We start from the raw sequence: 21332 nt of genomic DNA, 5'->3' as shown, positions 1-21332 counted from the left end.
GGGAGACGGGCTGCAACGCCCGGGCGATCACTCGGCGATGCCCACCACCAGCCACATGAACGCCGCTCCCCCGACGGTGCACAGCAGTGTCGGGCCGGCGGGGTGTTTGTGGTGGGCCTCGGGGAGGATCTGGGCGGCGGCCAGGTAGAGCAGTGCTCCGCCGAACAGGCCGAGGTAGCCGCCGAGTACCGGCTCCGGGATGCTCAGCAGCAGGGTGCTCGCCGCGCCCACGACCGGGGCGACCGCGTCCGCGAACAGCATCGCGATCGCCCGGCGGCGGGCGTTGCCGTACAGGGTCGTGATCGTGAACGTGTTGAAGCCGTCCGCGAAGTCATGGGCGACGACGGCCAGCGCGACCGCCACGCCCATGCCCTCGCCGATCTGGAACGCGGCGCCGATCGCCACGCCGTCCATGGCGCTGTGCACGACCATCGCGCCGGCGGCGGTCAGGCCCACCTCGGGAGTGCGGTGGTGCTCGTCGCCCCCGTGCGCGGCCGGCAGGCGTTCCACCAGATGGGCGAGGAGGAAACCGGTCACGAACAGCAGCAGGGCCGCGGGTACGCCGAACACCTCCGTGCCCGCCGCGTCCAGCGCCTCCGGCAGCAGGTCCAGGCCGACCACGCCCAGCATCAGGCCGCCGGCCAGGCCCAGCACGAGGTGACGGCGGTCCGTCACGCGCTGTGCCGTCCAGCCACCCGCCAGCGTCATCAGGAACGCGCCCAGCGCGACGTAGACCGCCATGTGCCCTTGCTATCCGACCAGAGCGCGGTCGTGCACATCCGGCCGCACGCGCGTTGACTTCCGTAGGAGAGGATCCGAACCCATGGCCGAAGCCCCCACCGGCAAGGTGACCTTCGTCGGTGCCGGCCCCGGCGCCGCCGATCTGCTGACGTTCCGTGCCGCGCGCGCCATCGCCGAGGCCGACGTCGTGATCTGGGCGGCGAGCCTGGTCCAGGCGGAGGTCCTGCAGCACGCCCGCGAGGGCGCCGAGATCCTCGACTCGGCGACGATGTCGCTGGAGGACGTCGTCGCCGTGTACCGAAAGGCCCGCGCCGATGGGCTGAAGGTCGCCCGCATCCACTCCGGCGACCCGGCCCTGTGGGGCGGTACGCAGGAGCAGCTCGACCGGTGTGCCGAGATCGGCATCGCGACCGAGGTGGTGCCCGGCGTCTCCTCCTTCTCCGCCGTCGCCGCCCTCGCCCAGCGCGAGCTGACGATCCCCGAGGTGGCGCAGTCCGTCGTGCTCACCCGGCTCGGCGGCGGCAAGACGCCGATGCCGCCCGGTGAGGAGGTCCGCGAGTTCGCCCGGCACGGCACCACGATGGCCGTCTTCCTTTCGGCGGCCCGCAGTGGGCAGTTGGTGCGGGAGCTGCTGGAGGGCGGCTATCCGACGACCACGCCGGTCGTGGTCGCGTACCAGGCGACCTGGCCGGAGGAGCTGGTCGTGAAGTGCACGATCGGGACGCTGGAGGAGACGGTGAAGGAGCACAAGCTCTGGAAGCACACCCTCTTCCTGATCGGCCCGGCCCTCGACGCGCACGGCACCCGCTCGCACCTCTACCACCCCGGCCACTTCCACGGCTACCGCAAGGCCGACCCCCAGGCCCGCCGGGCCCTGCGGGAGCGGGGTGCGAGCACATGATCAGGGTCGTCGGTACGGGGACGGGGGCGCCGTTGCCGGACGACGTGGCCGCCGGTGCGGAACTCGTCGTCGGCGGGCGGCGCCATCTGGAGGCGGTACGGCTGCCGGAGGCGGCCGAGCGGATCGTGCTCGGGCCGCTGGCGCCCGCCCTCGACACCATCGCGGAGTACGTCGAGAAGGACCGGCCGGTCGTGGTGCTGGCGTCGGGGGATCCCGGGTTCTTCGGGATCGTGCGGGCGCTCGCCGAGCGGTTCGGGGCGGAGTGGCTGGACGTCCGGGCGGGTGTCCCGTCCGTGGCGGCCGCGTTCGCGCGCGTCGGGCTGCCCTGGGACGACGCGGTGGTGGTCAGCGCGCACGGGCGGGAGCTGCGGACGGCGGTGAACGTGTGCCGGGCGCGCCCGAAGGTCGCCGTGCTGACCGGGCCGGGGTCCGGTCCGGCGGAGCTGGGGGCGGCGCTGGCGGACAGTGAGCGCGTCCTCGTGGTCGCCTCCGCGCTGGGTGATCCGGCGCGGGAACGGGTGGAGCGGGTGACGCCCGCCGAGGCCGCGGCCCGGGACTGGGGGGCGGCGGTGAGTGTCGTGCTGTGCCTGGACGAGCGGCGGGCGCTCGGGGCCGTGCGGACCGTCGCGGGTCCTGCCGAGGGGCCCGCCGGGTGGGCGCTGGACGAGGGCGCGTTCACGCACCGGGACTCGATGATCACCAAGTTCGAGGTCCGCGCGCTGGCCCTGGCCCGGCTCGGACCGCGCCTCGGTGATCTGGTCTGGGACGTCGGGGCGGGGTCCGGGTCGGTGGCCGTCGAGTGTGCGCGGCTGGGCGCCGCGGTCGTCGCCGTGGAGAAGGCGGCGGACGGTGTGGAGCGGATCCGGGCCAATGCCGGGGCGCACGGCGTCGACGTGACGGTGGTGCACGGGGAGGCGCCGGGGGCGCTGGCCGGGCTCGACGATCCCGACGCGGTGTTCGTCGGGGGCGGGGGGCGTGAGCTGCCCGCCGTCGTCGCGGAGTGTGCGCGGCGGGCGCGGCGCACGGTGGTCGTCGCCCTGGCCGCGCTGGACCGGGTGCCGGGGGTGCGCGAGGCGCTCACCGACGCCGGGTTCGAGTGTGACGGGGTGCTGTTGCAGTCGTCGCGGCTCGCGCCGCTGCCGGGGGAAGTGACCCGGCTGGCGGCCACCAACCCTGTTTTTCTGCTGTGGGGCGTCCGGCCCCCGGCTCGTACCGAAGGAGACGCTCAGTGATCGGCCTCATCTCCGCCACGGCGGCGGGAGCGGCGGCGCGGGACCGGCTGGCGGCGGCGTGGCCGGAGCGGACGCGGGTGTACGAGGGTCCCGTGGGGGACGCCGTGCGGGCCGCGTTCGGGGAGTGCGAGCAGCTGGTGTGTTTCCTGGCCACGGGTGCCGTGGTGCGGCTGGTCGCCCCGCTACTGGGTGACAAGGCGTCCGATCCCGGGGTGGTGTGCGTCGACGAGGGCGGCCGGTTCGCGGTGTCCCTGGTGGGCGGACACGGCGGCGGCGCCAACCAACTCGCCCGGGAGGTGGGCGAGTTGCTGGGTGCCGAGCCGGTGGTGACCACGGCGACGGACTCCGTCGGCCTGGCGGGCCTGGACACGCTGGGCCTGCCCGTGGAGGGTGACGTGGCCGCCGTGTCCCGCGCCCTGCTGGACGGCGAACCGGTCGCCCTGCGCGCCGAGTCGGCGTGGCCGCTGCCCGCGCTGCCGGTCGCGGCGGACGGCTCGTACACCATCCACGTCACCGACCGTGCCGTGCAGCCCGCGGCGCGCGAGGTCGTCCTGCGCCCGCCGTCCCTCGTCGTCGGCGTCGGCGCGTCCAGGGGCGCCCCCGTCGACGAGGTGCTCGCGCTGATCGAGGGCGCCTTGCGCGAGGCGGGCCTGTCCCCTCGTAGCATCGCCGAACTCGCCACCGTCGACGCCAAGGCCGGGGAACCCGGGATCGTCGCCGCCGCCGAACACCTCGGCGTCCCGCTCATCACCCACTCCGCCGAACGGCTGGCGGCGGTGGCGGTCCCCAACCCCTCCGACGCCCCCCTCGCCGCCGTGGGCACCCCGTCCGTGGCGGAGGCGTCGGCGCTGATCAGCGGCGGTGAACTGCTCGTCCCCAAGCGGAAGTCGGCGATGGCGACCTGCGCGGTCGTACGGCGGCCCGCGCGCGGCCGGCTCGCGGTGGTCGGGCTCGGGCCCGGCGCCCGCGATCTGCTCACCCCGCGCGCCGAGGCGGAGCTGCGCCGGGCGTCGGTGCTCGTCGGGCTCGACCAGTACGTCGACCAGATCCGCGATCTGCTGCGCCCCGGCACCCGGATCCTGCAGTCCGGGCTGGGCGCCGAGGAGGAGCGGGCGCGGACGGCGGTCGCGGAGGCGCGCGAGGGGCACGCCGTCGCGCTGATCGGCAGCGGTGACGCGGGGGTGTACGCGATGGCCTCACCGGCGCTGGCGGAGGCGAGCGACGACATCGACGTCGTGGGCGTCCCCGGGGTCACCGCCGCGCTCGCGGCCGGTGCGATCCTCGGGGCGCCGCTCGGGCACGACCACGTGTCGATCAGCCTGTCGGACCTGCACACGCCGTGGGAGGTCATCGAACGGCGGGTGCGGGCGGCCGCCGAGGCGGACATCGTCGTGACGTTCTACAACCCGCGCAGCCGGGGCCGCGACTGGCAGCTGCCCAAGGCGCTGGCGATCCTCGCCGAACACCGCGCGCCGACGACGCCCGTCGGCGTCGTACGCAACGCCTCCCGGCCGGACGAGTCCAGCAGGCTGACGACCCTGGCCGCGCTCGATCCGGCGACGGTCGACATGATGACGGTCGTGACCGTGGGCAACACGGCCACCCGGGAGATCGCGGGGCGCATGGTGACGCCGCGCGGCTACCGCTGGCAGCAGGAGGAGGCCCGGTGAACCGTGTGGTCCACCCCATCGAGCAGGAGTCGTTCCGGCGGCTGCGCGCCCGACTGGACACCTCGCACTTCCCGCCGCTCACGCGGGCGGTGGTGGAGCGGGTGATCCACTCCGCCGCCGACCTCGACTACGCGACCGACCTCGTCATGGCCGAGGGCGAGTTGTCGTCGGCGCATGCCGCGCTGCACTCCGGCGCCCCCGTCGTCGTGGACGTCGAGATGGTCGCCGCCGGGATCACCCGGCGCGACACGGTCTGCCGGCTGAGGGACGCCAAGTCCGGGCCGGGGCTGACGCGTTCGGCGCACGCCATGCGGCTGGCGTACGAGGACGTCGGTCCCGGCGCGATCTGGGTGATCGGCTGTGCCCCGACCGCGCTGGAGGAACTGCTGACCCTGGACGCCGATCCCGCGTTGGTGATCGGGCTGCCCGTCGGTTTCGTCGGTGCGGCCGAGTCCAAGGCGGCCCTGCGGGAGAGCGGACTGCCCGCCGTGAGCAACGTGTCCGAGAAGGGCGGTTCGGCGGTCGCCGCGGCCGCGCTCAACGCCCTGCTGTACCACCCCACGTCGTACGAGGAGAAACCGTGACCACCCCGCCGCCCGCCCTGCTCATCGCCGGCCACGGCACCCGGGACGACGCCGGAGCCGAGGCGTTCCGCGACTTCGTACGGGAGCTGGGGCGCCGCCACCCCGACCTGCCCGTCGCGGGCGGCTTCATCGAGCTGTCCCCGCCGCCGCTGGGCGACGCCGTCACCGAGCTGGTGGAGCGGGGCGTGCGCCGCTTCGCCGCCGTGCCGCTGATGCTGGTGTCCGCCGGGCACGCCAAGGGCGACATCCCGGCCGCGCTGGCCCGCGAGAAGGAGCGGCACCCCGGGATCTCGTACACCTACGGCCGCCCGCTGGGCCCGCATCCGGCGCTGCTGTCCGTGCTGGAGCGGCGGCTGGACGAGGCGCTCGGCACCGAGGGGCGCAGGCCCGGGGACCGTGCCGATGTGACCGTGCTGCTGGTCGGACGCGGCTCCACCGACCCCGACGCCAACGCCGAGGTGCACAAGGCGGCCCGGCTGCTGTGGGAGGGGCGCGGGTACGCCGGGGTCGAGACGGCGTTCGTGTCGCTGGCGGCGCCGGACGTGCCGAGCGGGCTGGACCGGTGTGTGCGGCTGGGCGCGCGCCGGATCGTCGTCCTGCCCTACTTCCTCTTCACCGGCATCCTGCCGGACCGGGTGCGGCTGCAGACCGAGGGCTGGGCGGCCGCGCACCCCGAGGTGGAGGTGCGCTCGGCGGACGTCATCGGTCCGGAGCCGGAGCTGCTCGATCTGGTGATGGAGCGGTACGAGGAGGCCGTGCGGGGCGATCTGCGGATGAACTGCGACTCGTGCGTCTACCGCATCGCGCTGCCGGGCTTCGAGGACAAGGTGGGCGCGCCGCAGCAGCCGCACTACCACCCCGACGACGACGGCCACCACCACGGGCACGGACACGGGCACCACCATCACCACCACGGCACCCACTCCCATGCCCACTGACGGGCACGACCTGCGGCATCACGGCGACGCCGAGGTCCGCGACGACGGCGCGGCACTCGTCGACCTCGCCGTGAACGTCCGCGCGGACACTCCCCCGGCCTGGCTGCGGGAGGTGATCGCCGGCTCCCTGGGCGGGCTCGCCGCCTATCCGGACGGCCGGCACGCGCGGGCCGCGGTGGCGGCACGGCACGGGGTCGGCGTGCAGCGGGTGCTGCTGACGGCGGGCGCCGCCGAGGCGTTCGTGCTGCTGGCGCGGGCGCTGAAGGTACGGCAACCCGTCGTCGTCCACCCCCAGTTCACCGAGCCGGAGGCCGCGCTGCGGGACGCGGGGCACACCGTCGACCGGGTGCTGCTGCGCGCGGCGGACGGCTTCCGGCTGGATCCGGCGGCCGTACCGGAGGACGCCGACCTGGTGGTGATCGGCAACCCGACGAACCCGACGTCGGTACTGCACCCGGCGGCCACCATCGCCCGACTCGCCCGTCCCGGACGGACGTTGGTCGTGGACGAGGCGTTCATGGACGCCGTGCCGGGCGAGCGGGAGGCGCTGGCCGGGCGGACGGACATCCCCGGGCTGGTCGTGCTGCGCAGCCTGACGAAGACATGGGGTCTGGCCGGGCTGCGGATCGGGTACGTCCTCGCGTCCCCGGAGACCATCGCGGACCTGGAACGCGCTCAGCCGCTGTGGCCCGTCTCCACGCCCGCGCTGGCCGCCGCCGAGGCCTGCGTGGCGCCGAGGGCCCTGGCGGAGGCGGCGCACGCCGCCCACCGCGTCGCCGCCGACCGGGCCCATCTCGTCGCCGGGCTGTCGCGGATCGCCGGGCTGCGGGTCGTCGCCCCGGCCGAGGGCCCCTTCGTCCTCGTACGGCTGCCCGGAGCCGCCGCCGTCCGCCGGCGACTGCGCGATCTGGGGTTCGCGGTCCGGCGCGGGGACACCTTCCCGGGGCTGGACGAGGAGTGGCTGCGGCTGGCGGTGCGGGACCGGGCGACGGTCAACTCGTTCCTCCGGGCGGTTGAGACGGCGCTGACACCGGCGGACCGCTGATCCGCTCGCGGGTGCCGTCCGGGAAGCGGATCTCTACGGTGCCGTCGGCGCCGACGGTCGCCCTCGTGCCCGAGGTCACGGTCACGGGGTCCAGGTCCGGGTCGGCGCTCAGCACCACCAGCGTGACCAGCAGGCGGGCGCCCGCGTCCCGTTGGAGGCAGGGCGTCGCGGAGCGGTGACCGACGGCGTTGGTGCCGACGGCGTGAGCGACCGTGCCGTCGGCATCGCCCCAGCCGTGCAGGCCGACGACAGCGCTGGTCAGCCCGTCGGCACGGCGGGCCAGCGCCCAGCCGGGCCCCGTTTGACCGGTGGGCGGCACTGCGTCATCGGCGACCGCCCAACCGCCCTCCCGCACCGGCGAGTCGGCGGACGGGTCGAGCCTGTGCACCCGCACCTCGAACGGCCCGTGCACCACACTCACCGTCTCGATCCGCCGCCCCTCCCCCGCACGGTGCCAGGAGGCGGCGCGGCGACCCTCGACGCCGAGCGGGTGGATACGTCCGCGGGGGGACGGGGTGCCGTCCGGGGCGAGCACGGCGATGTGGTTGTCCGGACCCGGCCCCGGAGTCTCCGGCGCGGCAGCGCTGGCGTAGGCGAACTTGGCGTAGTGGGGGCTGTCCTCGTCGGTCGCGGGCGGCGGCGGGAGCCGGTCGCTGCCGTGGTTGACGAGCCGTACGATCCCGTCGGCGGCGGTGGCGTGCAACAGCCAGCCGGGGGCGGGCAACGGCAGACAGACGTCCGTGGTGTCCACGGGGGCGGGCTCTTCGGGCGCCGTCCACACCGGATGGTCGGCGGGCAGGAGCAGGCCGAGGAAGGCCTTGCTCGCCCAGTAGGGGGAGGCGGGGCCCGAGTAGCGCTGGGTCACCCCGAGGAAGGGCCGGTACCAGCCGAGGGTGAGCAGTCCGCGCTCGTCGGGGACGCCGCGCTCGGCGAAGTGCTTCAGGGCACCCGAGGCGAGGCGGCGGGTGCGGCCGGGCGGCAGCGGGGTGGCGTCGGCGAGGGCGCCCGCCCACAGGGGGGCAGTGGCCGCGAAACGGTAGGTGAGGGAGCGGCCCTGGTGGACGGGGGCGCCATCGGCGCCGAAGAAGTGCTGGTGGGCGGCGAGGAAGGCACGCAGTCGCGAGCGGTACTTGTCCACGCGCGTGGCATCTGCCCGTGGCCCGGCGATCCGCGCCCACAGGACCGGATACAGGTGCAGCGCCCAGGCGTTGTAGTAGTCGAACTTCCGGCCGTCCCCGTCGGTGTACCAGCCGTCGCCCCGGTACCAGTCGTGCAGGCGGCCGAGCCCGGCGTCGATCTCGGCGCGGCTGTGCGGGGCACCGACCGAGGCGAGGAACTCCTCGGCGATGACCTGGAACAGCCGCCAGTTGGAGTCGTTGGCACGAGCGCCGACGAATCCGCCGAGCCAGTCGGTGACCTGCTCGCGTACGCGGTCGTCGAGCCGGTCCCACAGCCAGGGACGGGACTCGTGCAGCGCGATGGCGACGGACGCGGCCTCGACCATCGACTGGGCACGGTCGGTGATGGGCGGCCAGCGCTCGTCACCGTGCGGATCGGTACCGGCGGCGAGCCCGACGGCGTACCGCTCGACGAGCTCCGGCCCGACACGCCCGTGCGCGCCCGCGATCCGGAAGGCGGCGAGCAGAAAGGACCGCGCATAGCCCTCCAGCCCATCGGACCAGGGCCCGGAGTGACTGGGCGGCCCGGGCAGCCGGTACTGGGCGAACTTGGGCGAGGCGTAGGGCAGCAACCCATCGAGCAACCGGTCGGCCATCGCTTCCCAGTGGGCGCGGGTCCACCCGGTGATGGGCGAAAGGTGGGGGTCGGGATCGGGCATGCGGGTCCTCCATCTATCGGGGCCAAGGAAGGCGCCCCTCCAGGGGCGCGGGGCTGTGTCGATATGCGGCTCCGCCGCGTGGGCGCGACCAGCCACAACTCACCCGCAGGCCCGCGACGGCGCACAGACACTACGGCGCACGACGATGTGTGTCCCCAGCAGATGATGACTCCCGGCCGCGCTGTCGGGATCGCGAAGAGCAATCCGCACGGCAGCCCGCCCCAGCTCCTCCGCCGGCGTCCGCACAGTAGTCAACGGCGGATTGAAGTCCTCAGCCAGCGGAATGTCGTTGTACCCGACCACGGAGATGTCATCCGGCACGGTCAGCCCCGCCTCCGCCACGGCCCGCAACACCCCCGCCGCCACCATGTCGTCCCCGGCGAACACCGCAGTGAACTCCCGCGTCTCCTCAAGCAGCGCGCTCATCGCCCGCAACCCCGCCGCCCGCCCCAGCCCACAGTCCACGACATACGCGGCCTCCGGCGGCAAGCCGTACTCGGCCAGCGCGGCCCGATACCCCGCCACACGCGCATCCAGCGCCGTATTGCCAGGCAGTCCCCCGAGAAAGGCGATCCTGCGATGACCGGCGGACAACAGATGGCCGGTGATCGCCCGCGCCCCCGCCTCGTTGTCGAACTCCACGACGAGCGCCGGGACATCGGGCCCCGGCGCCGGCCGCCCGCACAGCACCAGCCGCGCCCCCGAGGAGTCCAGCGCATGCGCGTAGTGCGCGACCCGCTCGCGATAGGCGTCGTCCTCCACCACCCCGCCGACCAGGATCACCAGCCGCGCCCCCTCCTCCCGCATCAGCTGCACGAACTCCATCTCGCGCTGCGCGTCCCCACCGGTCGCGCCGACCACGCACAGCCAGCCCCGGTCGGCTGCCTCGGCCTCCACTCCCTCGGCGACCTGGGCGTAGAAGGGGCTGGTGACTTGGCGGACCACGACCGCGGCCATCTTCCGGCCGCCACCCACCAGTGCCCGCGCATGCGCGTTGGCGACATAGTCGAGGTCACGCGCGGCACGCAGCACGCGGGCCCGGGTCGCGGCGGGCACCGGATGGTTGCCGCTGAGCGCACGCGACGCCGTGGCCATCGACACGCCCGCCCGCTCGGCGACCTCCCGGATCGTGACCCGTCCCTTGCCTGTCATGCCGTTCCCCATCCCCCATGTCTCCTGTTCCGCCGGCGGAGCGTCATGTGTTGGCCGCGAAGTCCTGCGCGAACTCCTCGGCCATTCTGTCGCCGCCCCGTTGCCGCCAGCGCTTCACCACCGCGTCCCATTCGGACAGCGCGAGGCGGCCCGCGACGATGCCGGTGACGGTGTCGTCGAGGAGGGCCTTGAGGGTGGTGCCCTGGGCGTTCTTCGTGCGGGACTGCAGGCCGAAGGAGGCGTTGCGGATGGCGCGCGGGACGACCTTCTCCTGCCAGGCGTGCAGGGCCCGTACGGCGTCGGGCATGCCCGGCACGAACAGCACCTGGGGGCCCTCGGCGAGGTACTTCAGCGGCAGGTTGGTGTTGTTCTCCACCTCGCCGAGCCTGGTCGGCCTCGGTGAGCCGTCGGCCGCGCGGGTGAAGTGGGTGCCTTCGACGCCGTAGTGGACGAGCTCCCACTCCTCGCTGCCGAACGGGGCGGCGAGGTAGTCGAGGATGCGCAACAGCAGCTCGATGCGCTCCTTCTTCGCCTTCTTCAGCACCGTGTAGCCGAAGGAGCGGCGGGCGGCGACGATACCGCCGGGCTCACCGCCGACGCCGTAGGGGAGGGCGGCGGCCGGGGTCATCCCGTCGGGGGCTTCCTGGTACTTGGGCAGGTACGCGCCGAAGCCGTCCTGCATCGAGCCGACGGTGCCGTTGTAGTAGAGCGTGGTCAGGTCGATCTGCGAGATGGACGTGGCGTCGGGGTGGTACGAGCCGTTCTTGCGCAGCTGCGCCTGGAAGGCGATCGCCGCCTTGTAGCGTTCGTCGGCGCAGCCGGGCAGGAACGTGCCGTCCTTGGTGACGTCCCACTCCTGGGGCGCGTTGTGGGCGGCGGAGTGCACGGCGTTGCCGAACAGGGATCCTTGGGCGGCGCCGAGCGCGTACGTCCGCCCGCTCGTCGCCCGCTTCGCCACGGCGGCGAAGTCGTCGGCGGTCCAGCCCTCCGTCATCCCCGCGTCGGTGAACAGGCCCTGGTTGATCCAGAGGGTCGAGCCGGGCAGCGGGCGTTCCAGTGGGATGCCGTGGATGCGGCCGCCGATGCGGCCCATGTCCTGCCAGGCGTGGGTGGGGATGTTCGCGAGGTTGGGGTAGGCCTCGATCGCGTCGCCGGACAGGAACGGCGTGAGGTCCTCGGCGCGCCGCTGCACGAACTCGGCCTCGCGGGGCAGCACGAACCCGGCGAAGAGATTGATGATGTCCGGCAGGGAGTCGGCGTCGCCCGCCATCACGGTGGCCATCTTCTTCTGGTAGTCGGCCTGGGAGACGATGGTGTACTCGATCTTCACGCCGAGGGCCTTCTCGACGGCGGCCCAGAAACGGTTGGCGGAGGCCGGTTTCGGGGGTGTGCCGAAGGAGACCGACATGACCTTGACGGTGGAGCCGTCGCCGGGGGTGCGGGCGACCGACTTGACCAGGTCGGAGGGGTAGGCGGTGTAACCGGCCTGGACGCCTGCGTCGGTGGGCGCGAGGTCCGGCTCGGGTCCCGTCGCGGGCTTGTACGTCGGCCAGGGGGCAAGCTTTTTGCCGGCGTTGGAGACATCGCTGTCGCCGGAGTTCGTGGAGCAGGCGGTCAGCAGGCCGGGGACGGAGAGGGCGGCACCGCCCACCGCCATGGAGCGCAGGAGGGTTCGTCGGGACATGCGGGGCATGGGTGAATCACCTCGTGTCGGCTTGGGTCAGCTCTTGATGGCGCCGGTGAGCACGCCCTTGGTGAAGTACTTCTGCAGGAAGGGATAGACGAGCAGGATCGGTACGGTGGCGATCACCAGCACCGCCATCTGCACGGTCTGCGGTGCGGTGATGGTGGCCTCGCCGGTGGTGGCGTCGGTGAGTCCGGATCCGGCCACCACATAGGTGCGCAGCACCTGTTGGAGGGGCCAGTGGTCGCTCTCCAGGTAGAGCGAGGCGTAGAACCAGGAGTTCCAGTACGCCACCGCGTAGAAGAGGCCTACGACGGCCAGCGCGGCCTTGGACAGCGGCAGGACCACCGACCACAGCACCCGCCAGTCCCCCGCTCCGTCGAGCCGTGCGGCCTCGTACAGCTCCTCGGGGATGCCCTGGAAGAAGCCGCGCAGGACGACGAGGTTGAACACGTTCACCAGGACGGGCAGCACCAGCGAGGCGTAATTGTCGAGCAGGCCCAGCTCCTTGACCAGCAGGAAGCTGGGGATCATGCCGGGCGGGAAGAGGAACGTGAACAGGATGAGCAGCAGGACGGGCCTGCCGCCGAGGACGCCGGGGCGGGACAGCGCGTAGGCGAGGGTGACGGTGCAGGCGAGGCTGAGCAGGGTGCCGACGAAGGTGACACCGGCGCTGACCCCGAGGGCGTGGGTGACGATGCCGCCGTCGAGGATGTCGCGGTAGGCGTCCAGGGACGGCTCGGTCGGCCAGAGCACCCAGCCGCCGTTCTCGACCACCTCGTCGGTGGAGGCCAGCGAGGTCGAGACGATCACCAGGAACGGCACGCACACCAGCAGCACGACGGTGGCGAGGGCCAGGACCTTGCCGGCCTGGGTGATCGGCCGGGGCTTCTCCATCCAGCCCGGCCGTGCGGATGCGGTCACTTGTAGACCCCCTGTTCGCCGAGGCGGTGGGCGACCTTGTTGGCGGCGTAGACGAGGAGGGCGCCGATGACGCCCTTGAACAGGCCCGCGGCGGCGGCGAATCCGTAGTCGCCGCCGACGATGCCCTGGTAGTAGACGAAGGTGTCGATGATCTCGGCGGCCTCGGGGCCGACCGCGTCGCGTTGCAGCAGCATCTGCTCGAAGCCGACGGAGAGGATGTCGCCGAGCCGCATGATGAGCAGCAGCACGATCACCGGGCGGATGGCGGGCAGCGTGACGTGCCAGAAGCGCCGCCAGGGGCCCGCGCCGTCGATGGCGGCCGCCTCGTACTGCTGCTCGTCGACCTGGGCCAGCGCGGCGAGGAAGATGATCGTGCCCCAGCCGGCGTCCTTCCAGATGACCTGGGCGACGACGAGCGGTTTGAAGGCGTCGGGGTTGCCGATGATGTCGACGGTGTGCAGTCCGGCGCCGCTCAGGGTGCTGTTGAGCAGCCCGGTGTCGCCGAGGACCTGCTGGAAGAGCGCCACCACGATCACCCATGAGATGAAGTGCGGCAGATACGCCACCGACTGCACGAAGCGGCGTACCGAACTCCAGGTGAGGGTGTGCAGCAGCAGGGCCAGGGCGAGCGGCACCGGGAAGTAGAAGACCAGCTGCAGGACGGCGATCCAGAGGGTGTTGAGGACGGACGCCCAGAACGCGCCGTCCTCGAACATGCGCTGGAAGTTGGCCCGTCCGACCCAGGGGCTGCCCCAGAGGCCGTCGAACGGGACGTACTCCTTGAACGCGATGACGTTGCCGACCAGTGCGCCGTAGTGGAACAGCAGGAAGTAGGCGAGGCCGGGGAGCATGAGCAGGAACAGCGTGCGACTGCAGCCGTGAAAACCTTTTCGCCGGACAACGGCCACGGTTCCCCCCTCACTGCCTCGGATACGGTGTGAGGGAAGCTAAAGCGCTTTCACGACGTCGTCAACGGTTCTGACACAGAAACGGAATTGGCCCAGGTCGACGCCGGGCGTCGACCTGGGCCAGCTCGTGAAAACGCTTCCTGTGACGTCCTATGACCTGGCCAATGACCTTGCGTCAGCTCCGGCTGCGGCGGCGGGTCAGGGTGACCGCTCCCCCACCGGCCACGAGCAGCGCGAGGGCCCCGCCCGCGATGTACGGCGTCATCGCGTTGCCGCCGGTTTCCGCAAGGTTGTCCTGTGCCGGGGCGCCCTGGGGCTTGACGTCGGAGACGGGGTCGGTGCCCGGGGCAGCGGGCTCACTCTCCGGCTCGGTGGGCGCCGGGGGCGTCTCGCAGGTCGCCTTCGCCAGGGTCACGCTGCCCTGCACCTCGGCGACGTTCAGGTTCAACGGGTTGACGGCGACGGTCAGTTCGAGGGCGGTGGCGGCCGCCGTGCGGGAGGTCGTCTCCCGCTTCGACAGGTCCAGGCGCACCTCGCCCACGCCCGGCACCGTCACGTTCGTCGTGCCACCGGCGGTGAGCGTCACCTTCTTGCCGAGCACCGTCACGGCGCCGGCCACGTTCGACTCGGCGACCGGCGCCTTCCCCGCGGCGCACGTCGCGGTCGAGGTGACGGTCTCGACCTCGATGAGCGACAGCAGCGGCAGACCGGGCACGTGCAACCGGGCGTTGGCCAGCCGTGTGCTGCCCTGCGCCTTCTCGTCCGTCACGGTCGCCTTCGCCTGCGCCACGTCCGCGCGCAGCACGCTGAACGGCTTTCCGCCGTCGACGCCGTCCAATTGCGCTGTGAGCGCGGTCTTTTCGGCACTCTGGGGCGCCTGCACCTCGTTGAGGGTGACCGCGAGCGGAACGTTGACGGTCTTGTTGAGCAGGGACACGTCCAGTCCGGTGCGCAGCACGAGCGCGCTCGCGCGCCCCTGGTCGCCGGTCGCGTACGCGGAGCCCGCACCGGCCAGGACCGCGGGACCGGCGGCGAGGAGGGTGGCGGCCACGACGGCGACCGGACGGCGTGCGGGCATACGGAAGTTATTGCTGTTCACGGTGGTGGGACTCCCCAGAAGAGTGACACTTGGGACCCGGAAAGAATTACGCACCAAGAGTGAACGGGCGGCGATCCCGCGTTACTTCACTCCATAGTGGGGTTTCTGTGAACGAGTTCGAATTTCCGGCACGTACGTTCCCCACGGTCGTCGGCCGACAGGCGACGCGGCACGAGCGCTCCTATGCTGAGGTGAAAGGGCCTTCGGCCCAGGTCGCGGGCCTCTCCTCGTGCTGCTGGGAGTCAGCCCATGACGCGCTCGTGCAGACGGCTGCGCAGGGGGGCCGTGATCACCGCGGCGGTGGCGACACTCGTGGTTCCGCTCGGCGGCGGAACCGCACTCGGGGCGCCTGATTCCGCCCCGGCCGTCGTCGGCCAGCCCTCGCCCTCCCCGTCGCCCTCGCCCTCGGACGACTTCCGAAGGCTCACCCCCGAGGTGAAACGGCAGGTCGACAGGGCCGTGGAGAGGGTGATGCACGAGGCGAACGTGCCCGGCGCGACCGTGGGGCTGTGGACCCCCGACAAGGGCAGCCATGTGCGGTCCTTCGGCGTCGCCGACAAGGAAACCGGCCGGCGGATGTCGCCGGACCTGTACATGCGGATCGGCAGCGAGACCAAGACGTTCACCGTGACGGCGCTGCTGAAGCTGGTCGACGAGGGCAGGATCAGCCTCGACGACATGATCGGCGAGTACGTCGCCGACGTGCCCAACGGCGACCGGATCACCCTGCGTCAGCTGGCCGGGATGCGCAGCGGTCTCTTCAACTACTCGGAGGACCAGGACTTCTTCAAGGCGCTGACGTCCGATCCCGAGCGGTCGTTCACCCCGCAGCAACTGCTCGACTACGCCTTCCGGCACCCGGTGCTGTTCCAGCCGGGCGAGGAGTTCTCCTACTGCAACACCAACCTGATCCTGCTCGGTCTGGTCGTCGAGCGGGTCAGCGGCCGGCCGCTGCAGGACTACATCCGGGAGAACATCCTCGAACCAGCCGGCATGGACCGCACGATCTTCCCGACCGACGCCGCGTTCCCGCGGCCGCACGCCCAGGGGTACACGAACCAGACCGCGGACGGGAAGGTCGCGAACAGCACCGACTGGAACCCCTCCTGGGGCTGGGCGGCCGGCGCGATGATCTCCACGCTGGAGGATCTGCGCACCTGGGCGCCCATCGTCGCCACCGGCGTCCTGCCCGACGGCGACACCCTGATCAGCCCCGTCACCCAGAAGCAGCGGCTCGACACGCCGCCCACCGCGATCCCGGGCGCCGGGTACGGGCTCGGCATCTTCGACGTCCAGGGCTGGCTCGGGCACAACGGCTCGCTGCCGGGTTACCAGTCCCTGACCATCTACCTCCCCTCGGCCCGGGCCACGATGGTCGTGCTGCTGAACACGGACATCGACCACGACGGCACCGAACCCAGCACACTCCTCGGCGAAGCGATCACCAAGATCGTCAGCCCGGAGCACGTGTTCAATCTGCCGGCACAGCCCACGGGCCGCTGAGTCATGACCGAGTACAGCTAGGGCCTGTCCGGCGTGCCGACGTCGCGGGGCCTGGCACGCCCATCTGCCGCGTTGTCGTCACTCCCCGACGCTCCGCGTCGACTCCCTCCTCAGCCTTGCAGCTGCACGCACCAGACCCCGCTCACCTGCACTGATCAGGTGCCGTTCCTTGCAGCCGGCCTGATCCGCCGGACAGGCCCTAGCCGACGACGCGCCCGTTCAGCACCACCCGCCGCGGGGCCGTCAGCACCCGTACGTCCGTCCGTGGGTCCGTCTCGAACACGATCAGGTCGGCCGGTGCCCCCTCCTCGAGCCCCGGACGGCCCAGCCACTCCCTGGCCGCCCACGTCCCGGCGGACAGTGCCTCCACCGCCGGGATCCCGGCCGTCACCAGTTCCACCACCTCGGCCCCCGCGAGCCCGTGCGCGAGCGAGCCGCCGGCGTCCGTGCCGACGTACACCGGGATCCCGGCGTCGTAGGCGGAGCGCACGGTGTCGTAGCGGCGCTCGTACAGTCGCCGCAGGTGGTCCGCCCAGCGCGGGAACTTGGACTCGCCGCCGGCGGCGAGCTGGGGGAAGGTCGCGATATTGACGAGGGTGGGGACGATCGCCACTCCTCGGTCCGCGAACAACGGGATCAGGTCCTCCGTCAGGCCCGTCGCGTGTTCGACGCAGTCGATGCCCGCCTCGACCAGGTCCTGCAGGGAGTCCTCGGCGAAGCAGTGGGCGGTCACACGGGCGCCCAGGCGGTGGGCCTCGGCGATGGCGGCCTCCACCGCGTCCCTGGGCCAGCAGGCCGACAGATCGCCGAGGTCGCGGTCGATCCAGTCGCCGACCAGCTTGACCCAGCCGTCGCCCCGGCTCGCCTCCTGGGCGACGTAGGCGACCAGGTCGTCCGGCTCGATCTCGTGGGCGTAGTTGCGGATGTAGCGGCGGGTTCGGGCGATGTGGCGGCCGGCGCGGATGATCTTCGGCAGGTCGTCGCGGTCGTCGATCCAGCGGGTGTCCGAGGGGGAGCCGGCGTCGCGGATGAGGAGGGTGCCGGCGTCGCGGTCGGTGAGGGCCTGCTTCTCGGCGACGTCCTGGGGGACCGCGCCATGCTGATCCAGGCCGACGTGGCAGTGGGCGTCGACCAGGCCGGGGAGGGTCCAGCCCTGCACCGTGCGCACGTCGCGGGCCGTGGTGGGACGGTCGTACGAGATGCGTCCGTCCACCACCCACAGCTCGTCGCGGATGTCTTCCGGGCCGACGAGGACGCGTCCCTTCACGTGCAGCACTTCGCTCATGTACCGCACCCTAACGCTGCCTAACCGGCGTTGTTCTCCTCCACGTTTGCCATGGCCGGGTCGAGGAGGCGGGACAGGAAGTGGCGCGTGCGCTCGTGCTGTGGGTTCGTGATCACCTGCTCGGGCGTGCCGTCCTCCACGATCACCCCGCCGTCCATGAAGACGACCCGGTCCGCCACCTCACGCGCGAACGTCATCTCATGGGTGACGACCATCATCGTCATGCCGTCCTGGGCGAGCATGCGCATGACGGCCAGGACGTCACCGACCAGCTCCGGGTCGAGGGCGGAGGTCGGCTCGTCGAAGAGCATGACCTCCGGGCCCATCGCCAGCGCCCGGGCGATGGCAACGCGCTGCTGCTGGCCGCCGGACAGGGACGAGGGGTACGCGCTCGCCTTCTCGGTGAGGCCCACGCGCTCCAGGTTCTCCGCGGCCACCTTCGCGGCCCGGGCCTTGTCCCGCCTGAGCACCCGGCGCTGCGGCAGCGTGAGGTTCTCGGTCACCGTGAGGTGCGGGAAGAGGTTGAACTGCTGGAAGACCATGCCGATGCGGCGGCGTACGGCGTCGATGTCGACGTCGGGGTCGGTGAGCTCGGTGCCGCCGACGACGACCTGGCCCTTGGTCGGCTCCTCCAGCAGGTTCACGCAGCGGAGCAGCGTCGACTTGCCGGAGCCGGAGGGGCCGATGACGCACACGACCTCGCCCTGGGCGATCTCCAGGTCGATGCCGCGCAGGACGTGGTTGTCGCCGAACGACTTGTGCAGGTCGCGGATCTCGATCTCGGGTCGGCTCATTTCACGGCCTCCTGGGCCTTCGCCTCCATACGGCGTACGACGAAACCGAGCGGGATCGTGACCAGCAGGTAGCACAGGCCGGCGACCAGGATCGGCGTGGAGTTGGCGGTCTGGCTGGCCAGGTCGCGGCCGAACTTGGACAGCTCCCGCTCCTGAAGGGTGACACCGAGGAACAGCACCAGCGAGGAGTCCTTGAAGAGCAGGACGAGTTCGTTGGTGAGCGGCGGGAGGATGATCCGGAAGGCCTGCGGGATGATGATCGAGACCATCGCGCGGGCCGGTGAGAAGCCCAGCGAACGGGCCGCCTCCATCTGGCCCTTGGGCACCGCCTGGATGCCCGCGCGGAACGTCTCCGCCATGTACGCCGCCGCCACCAGGCCGAGCGCCAGGGCGACCTTGCCGTAGGTACCGCCGGGGATCTCGGTGCCGGGGAAGGCGAGTGGGACGGCCACGCCGATGAAGATGAAGATCAACAGGGCGGGCAGGCCACGGAAGATCTCGATGTAGACGCCGGCGACCCAGCGGTAGGGGCCGACGGACGACAGCCGCATCAGCGCCAGGACCATGCCGAGCACCAGGCCGACGGCGAAGCCGGAGACCGTGTAGAGCACGGTGTTCTTCAGCGCCAGCGTGATGACCTCGGGGAACATCCGCTCGGCGATGGCGCCCTGGGCGAACTGGTTGGCCAGCCGGTCCCAGTCGGCGCCGACCGCGAGGGCGATCAGGGCGCCGACGAACACGACGTACTGCACACCCCGCGACACACTGCGCTTCTGGCGCCGCGTCAGCCCCTTCCTGCGGGGCTGGGCCTCGGCCTTGGTGACGTCGGTCATGAGGCGGCGGGCGACGGGGAGGCGGCGGACTCCTCGTAGGGGCCGATCCACTGCTCGTACAGCTTCTTGTACGTGCCGTCGGCCTTGGCGTCGGCGATCGCCTTGTTGATGGCGGCGAGCAGCTCGGTGTTGCCCTTCTTCACCGTGAAGCCGTACTGCTCACCGGTGTTGACCTGCTCGGCGACCTGGAAGGCGGCGGCGTTGGCCTTGTCCTTGAGCCAGCCCTGGACGACCGGGTAGTCGATGACGACGGCCTCGACCTGGCCGGTGCGCAGGCCGTTGAGGACGGCGTCGGAGGACTCGAAGGAGACCGGGTCGAGGCCCTGGCTCTTGGCGTAGTCCTCGCCGGTGGTCTGCGCCTGGGCGCCGACCTTCTTGCCCTTGAGGCCGGCGAAGGAGGTGATGCCGCTCTTCTTGTCGACCAGCACGCCCTGGGTGGCCTCGAAGTACGGGTCGGAGAAGTCGACGTTCTTCTTGCGCTCCTCGGTGATGGTCATGCCGGCGGCGGCCAGGTCGCACTGGCCGGCGTTGAGGGATCCGCCGGTCTTGAAGTTCTCGAAGGGCTGGTCGACGATCTGCTGCCGCACGCCGAGGTCCTGGGCGACCAGGTCGACGAGGGAGACGTCGAAGCCCTGCACCTTGCCGTCGATCTCCGACTGGAAGGGCGGGTACGGCAGGTGGGTGCAGGTGGTGAGCTGACCGGCCTCGACGAGTTCGACCCCGCCGGCGGCGGTCTTCGTACCACTGCCGCCGTCACCGTCCGAGGAGCAGCCGGCGACCAGCACCAGCCCGGCCGTCGCGGTGGTGGCGGCCAGTATGCGGGCCCGGCGCCCGAGGACCGTGTTCACGGGGAACCTCCTGTGAGGAAACTTTGAAGTTCTGATTATAAGGAAAGCTTTGGGTCACTCAAAACAAACCGATGGCGGAGAGGCTGTGCGGCCTAAGAAGTCGCAAGCGGCGGGGGGTTGTGGTCCGGCGGTTACGCTCGACTGCGTTCGATCCCGTGACCGAAGAGAGCACCGCCGTGACCCATCCCTTCCTGGACCTCCCCCCGCTGAGCGCCGCGCACTTCGCCGCCATCGAGGACCGGGTGGCCCGGCTGCTGGACACCCGGCAGGACGTCGTGATCATGCAGGGCGAGGCGCTGCTGCCGCTGGAGGGCGCGATCCGGGCCACCGCGGGTCCGGGGACGGTGGCGCTGAACGTGATCACGGGTCCGTACGGGCAGACCTTCGGCGACTGGCTGCGGGACTGCGGGGCGACGGTGCACGACCTCGCGGTGCCGTTCCACACGGCGGTCACGGCGGCGCAGATCCGTGCGGCCTTCGCCGAGCACCCGGAGATCGACTTTGTGTCGCTGGTGCACGCGGAGGCGGCGACCGGGAACACCAACCCGGTCGCGGAGATCGGTGCGGCGGTACGGGAGCAGGGTGCCCTCTTCTACCTGGACGCCGTCGCCTCCGTGGGCGCCGAGCCGGTGCTGCCGGACGCGTGGGGTGTGGACCTGTGCGTGATCGGGGCGCAGAAGGCGATGGGCGGGCCCGCCGGGGTGTCGGCGGTGTCGGTGAGCGAGCGGGCGTGGGCCCGGATGGCGGCGAACCCGCGGGCGCCGCGCCGCTCGTATCTGTCGCTGCTGGACTGGAAGGAACGCTGGGTCGACGCCGGCCGCAAGGCCCTGCTGCACGCGCCCGCCCAGCTGGAGATGCTGGCGCTGGACGCGTGCGTCGAGCGCATCGAGGCGGAGGGGCTTACGACGGTGATGTCCCGGCACGCGTCCGCCGCGGCGGCGACCCGTGCGGGGGCGCTCGCGCTGGGCGGGGGTCTGGAGCCGTACGTCCACGAAGCGACGGAGGCGGCACCAGTGGCCACGACCCTGCGGGCGCCGTCCGGCGTCGTGGCCTCCGAGCTGGTCGCCCGGGCCCTGGCCGCCGACCCCGCCCTCCCGCTGGCGGCGGGCGGTGGCGCCCTGGCCAAGGAGATGATCCGCGTCAACCACTACGGCCCGGACGCGACCCCGGACGCGGTCCAGGCAAGCCTGGCGGCACTCGGGGCGGCCCTGTCGGAGAAGGGATCGGCGGTAGACCTGGAGGCGGGCCGCCGGGCGGCGGAGGAGGCCTGGCGGTAGGGGCGCGCGGAGGGCGCTTGGCGGTACGGGCGCGCTGGAGGGGGCGTGGCGGTAGAGGCGCACCGGAGTGGACGTGG

General features: G+C 72.1%; 19 protein-coding genes. 8 read left to right on the top strand and 11 right to left on the bottom strand.

Annotated features, from left to right (window positions below):
- Positions 1 to 27: 27 nt before the first annotated feature.
- Positions 28 to 741, bottom strand: a complete 714-nt coding sequence (locus tag HJD23_RS33140) for a ZIP family metal transporter (RefSeq protein WP_171110160.1) — start codon at positions 739 to 741, stop codon at positions 28 to 30.
- A gap of 82 nt (positions 742 to 823) precedes the next feature.
- On the opposite strand from HJD23_RS33140, the gene cobM reads away from it, so the two are divergent.
- Genes cobM through cobC form a run of 6 tightly spaced genes read left to right on the top strand, consistent with a single transcriptional unit; the run spans position 824 to position 7111 of the window.
- Positions 824 to 1642, top strand: coding sequence for a precorrin-4 C(11)-methyltransferase (gene cobM, locus HJD23_RS33135; protein ID WP_171110161.1), 819 nt, complete (start codon positions 824 to 826; stop codon positions 1640 to 1642).
- Positions 1639 to 2874: a precorrin-6y C5,15-methyltransferase (decarboxylating) subunit CbiE gene (gene cbiE / locus HJD23_RS33130; protein ID WP_171110162.1), complete on the top strand. Its 1236-nt coding sequence runs from the start codon at positions 1639 to 1641 to the stop codon at positions 2872 to 2874. Before cobM ends, cbiE begins: the two co-directional genes overlap by 4 nt.
- Positions 2871 to 4544 (top strand): precorrin-3B C(17)-methyltransferase, encoded by a 1674-nt coding sequence (gene cobJ, locus HJD23_RS33125; protein ID WP_171110163.1) that lies wholly within the window; start codon positions 2871 to 2873, stop codon positions 4542 to 4544. Before cbiE ends, cobJ begins: the two co-directional genes overlap by 4 nt.
- Positions 4541 to 5128 carry a precorrin-8X methylmutase gene (locus HJD23_RS33120; RefSeq protein ID WP_171110164.1) on the top strand — a complete coding sequence of 196 codons (588 nt, stop codon included), beginning with the start codon at positions 4541 to 4543 and terminating at the stop codon, positions 5126 to 5128. Before cobJ ends, HJD23_RS33120 begins: the two co-directional genes overlap by 4 nt.
- Positions 5125 to 6066 carry a sirohydrochlorin chelatase gene (locus tag HJD23_RS33115; RefSeq protein ID WP_171110165.1) on the top strand — a complete coding sequence of 314 codons (942 nt, stop codon included), beginning with the start codon at positions 5125 to 5127 and terminating at the stop codon, positions 6064 to 6066. Before HJD23_RS33120 ends, HJD23_RS33115 begins: the two co-directional genes overlap by 4 nt.
- Complete coding sequence (gene cobC / locus HJD23_RS33110) at positions 6056 to 7111, top strand: Rv2231c family pyridoxal phosphate-dependent protein CobC (protein ID WP_197973210.1); 1056 nt, start codon at positions 6056 to 6058, stop codon at positions 7109 to 7111. The genes HJD23_RS33115 and cobC overlap by 11 nt, the downstream gene beginning before the upstream one ends.
- Here the strand turns inward: cobC and HJD23_RS33105 are convergent.
- The 6 genes from HJD23_RS33105 to HJD23_RS33080 form a co-directional block, all read right to left on the bottom strand.
- Complete coding sequence (locus HJD23_RS33105) at positions 7059 to 8948, bottom strand: DUF2264 domain-containing protein (RefSeq protein WP_171110166.1); 1890 nt, start codon at positions 8946 to 8948, stop codon at positions 7059 to 7061. The two genes, cobC and HJD23_RS33105, sit on opposite strands and share 53 nt — an antisense overlap.
- A 99-nt stretch (positions 8949 to 9047) precedes the next feature.
- Positions 9048 to 10100 carry a LacI family DNA-binding transcriptional regulator gene (locus tag HJD23_RS33100; protein WP_171110167.1) on the bottom strand — a complete coding sequence of 351 codons (1053 nt, stop codon included), beginning with the start codon at positions 10098 to 10100 and terminating at the stop codon, positions 9048 to 9050.
- 43 nt (positions 10101 to 10143) lie between these two features.
- Complete coding sequence (locus HJD23_RS33095; protein ID WP_171110168.1) at positions 10144 to 11793, bottom strand: extracellular solute-binding protein; 1650 nt, start codon at positions 11791 to 11793, stop codon at positions 10144 to 10146.
- Between the two features lie 27 nt (positions 11794 to 11820).
- A complete protein-coding gene (locus tag HJD23_RS33090) occupies positions 11821 to 12708 on the bottom strand; it encodes a carbohydrate ABC transporter permease (RefSeq protein ID WP_171110169.1) in 888 nt (295 codons plus the stop codon).
- Complete coding sequence (locus HJD23_RS33085; protein ID WP_171110170.1) at positions 12705 to 13559, bottom strand: ABC transporter permease subunit; 855 nt, start codon at positions 13557 to 13559, stop codon at positions 12705 to 12707. Before HJD23_RS33085 ends, HJD23_RS33090 begins: the two co-directional genes overlap by 4 nt.
- Positions 13560 to 13791: 232 nt before the next feature.
- Entirely contained in the window at positions 13792 to 14715 is a 924-nt protein-coding gene (locus HJD23_RS33080) for an SCO1860 family LAETG-anchored protein (protein ID WP_171110171.1), read from the bottom strand.
- 249 nt (positions 14716 to 14964) lie between these two features.
- Here HJD23_RS33080 and HJD23_RS33075 point away from each other — a divergent pair, with 249 nt between their 5' ends.
- A complete protein-coding gene (locus HJD23_RS33075) occupies positions 14965 to 16218 on the top strand; it encodes a serine hydrolase domain-containing protein (RefSeq protein ID WP_171110172.1) in 1254 nt (417 codons plus the stop codon).
- Positions 16219 to 16417: 199 nt separating this feature from the next.
- Here the strand turns inward: HJD23_RS33075 and HJD23_RS33070 are convergent, their stop codons facing one another.
- The 4 genes from HJD23_RS33070 to HJD23_RS33055 are packed head-to-tail and all read right to left on the bottom strand — an operon-like array spanning position 16418 to position 19978.
- Positions 16418 to 17503 carry an amidohydrolase family protein gene (locus HJD23_RS33070; RefSeq protein WP_171113628.1) on the bottom strand — a complete coding sequence of 362 codons (1086 nt, stop codon included), beginning with the start codon at positions 17501 to 17503 and terminating at the stop codon, positions 16418 to 16420.
- Positions 17504 to 17523: 20 nt separating this feature from the next.
- A complete protein-coding gene (locus tag HJD23_RS33065) occupies positions 17524 to 18297 on the bottom strand; it encodes an amino acid ABC transporter ATP-binding protein (RefSeq protein WP_171113627.1) in 774 nt (257 codons plus the stop codon).
- Complete coding sequence (locus HJD23_RS33060) at positions 18294 to 19130, bottom strand: amino acid ABC transporter permease (RefSeq protein WP_171113626.1); 837 nt, start codon at positions 19128 to 19130, stop codon at positions 18294 to 18296. Before HJD23_RS33060 ends, HJD23_RS33065 begins: the two co-directional genes overlap by 4 nt.
- A complete protein-coding gene (locus HJD23_RS33055; protein WP_171113625.1) occupies positions 19127 to 19978 on the bottom strand; it encodes a transporter substrate-binding domain-containing protein in 852 nt (283 codons plus the stop codon). The genes HJD23_RS33060 and HJD23_RS33055 overlap by 4 nt, the downstream gene beginning before the upstream one ends.
- A 176-nt stretch (positions 19979 to 20154) precedes the next feature.
- Here HJD23_RS33055 and HJD23_RS33050 point away from each other — a divergent pair, with 176 nt between their 5' ends.
- Positions 20155 to 21255 carry an aminotransferase class V-fold PLP-dependent enzyme gene (locus tag HJD23_RS33050; RefSeq protein ID WP_171118682.1) on the top strand — a complete coding sequence of 367 codons (1101 nt, stop codon included), beginning with the start codon at positions 20155 to 20157 and terminating at the stop codon, positions 21253 to 21255.
- Positions 21256 to 21332: the final 77 nt, after the last annotated feature.

The sequence above is a fragment of the Streptomyces sp. Z423-1 genome, assembly GCF_013009255.1.
Taxonomy (GTDB): domain Bacteria; phylum Actinomycetota; class Actinomycetes; order Streptomycetales; family Streptomycetaceae; genus Streptomyces; species Streptomyces gossypiisoli.
This window is presented reverse-complemented; position numbering and strand designations above follow the sequence as displayed.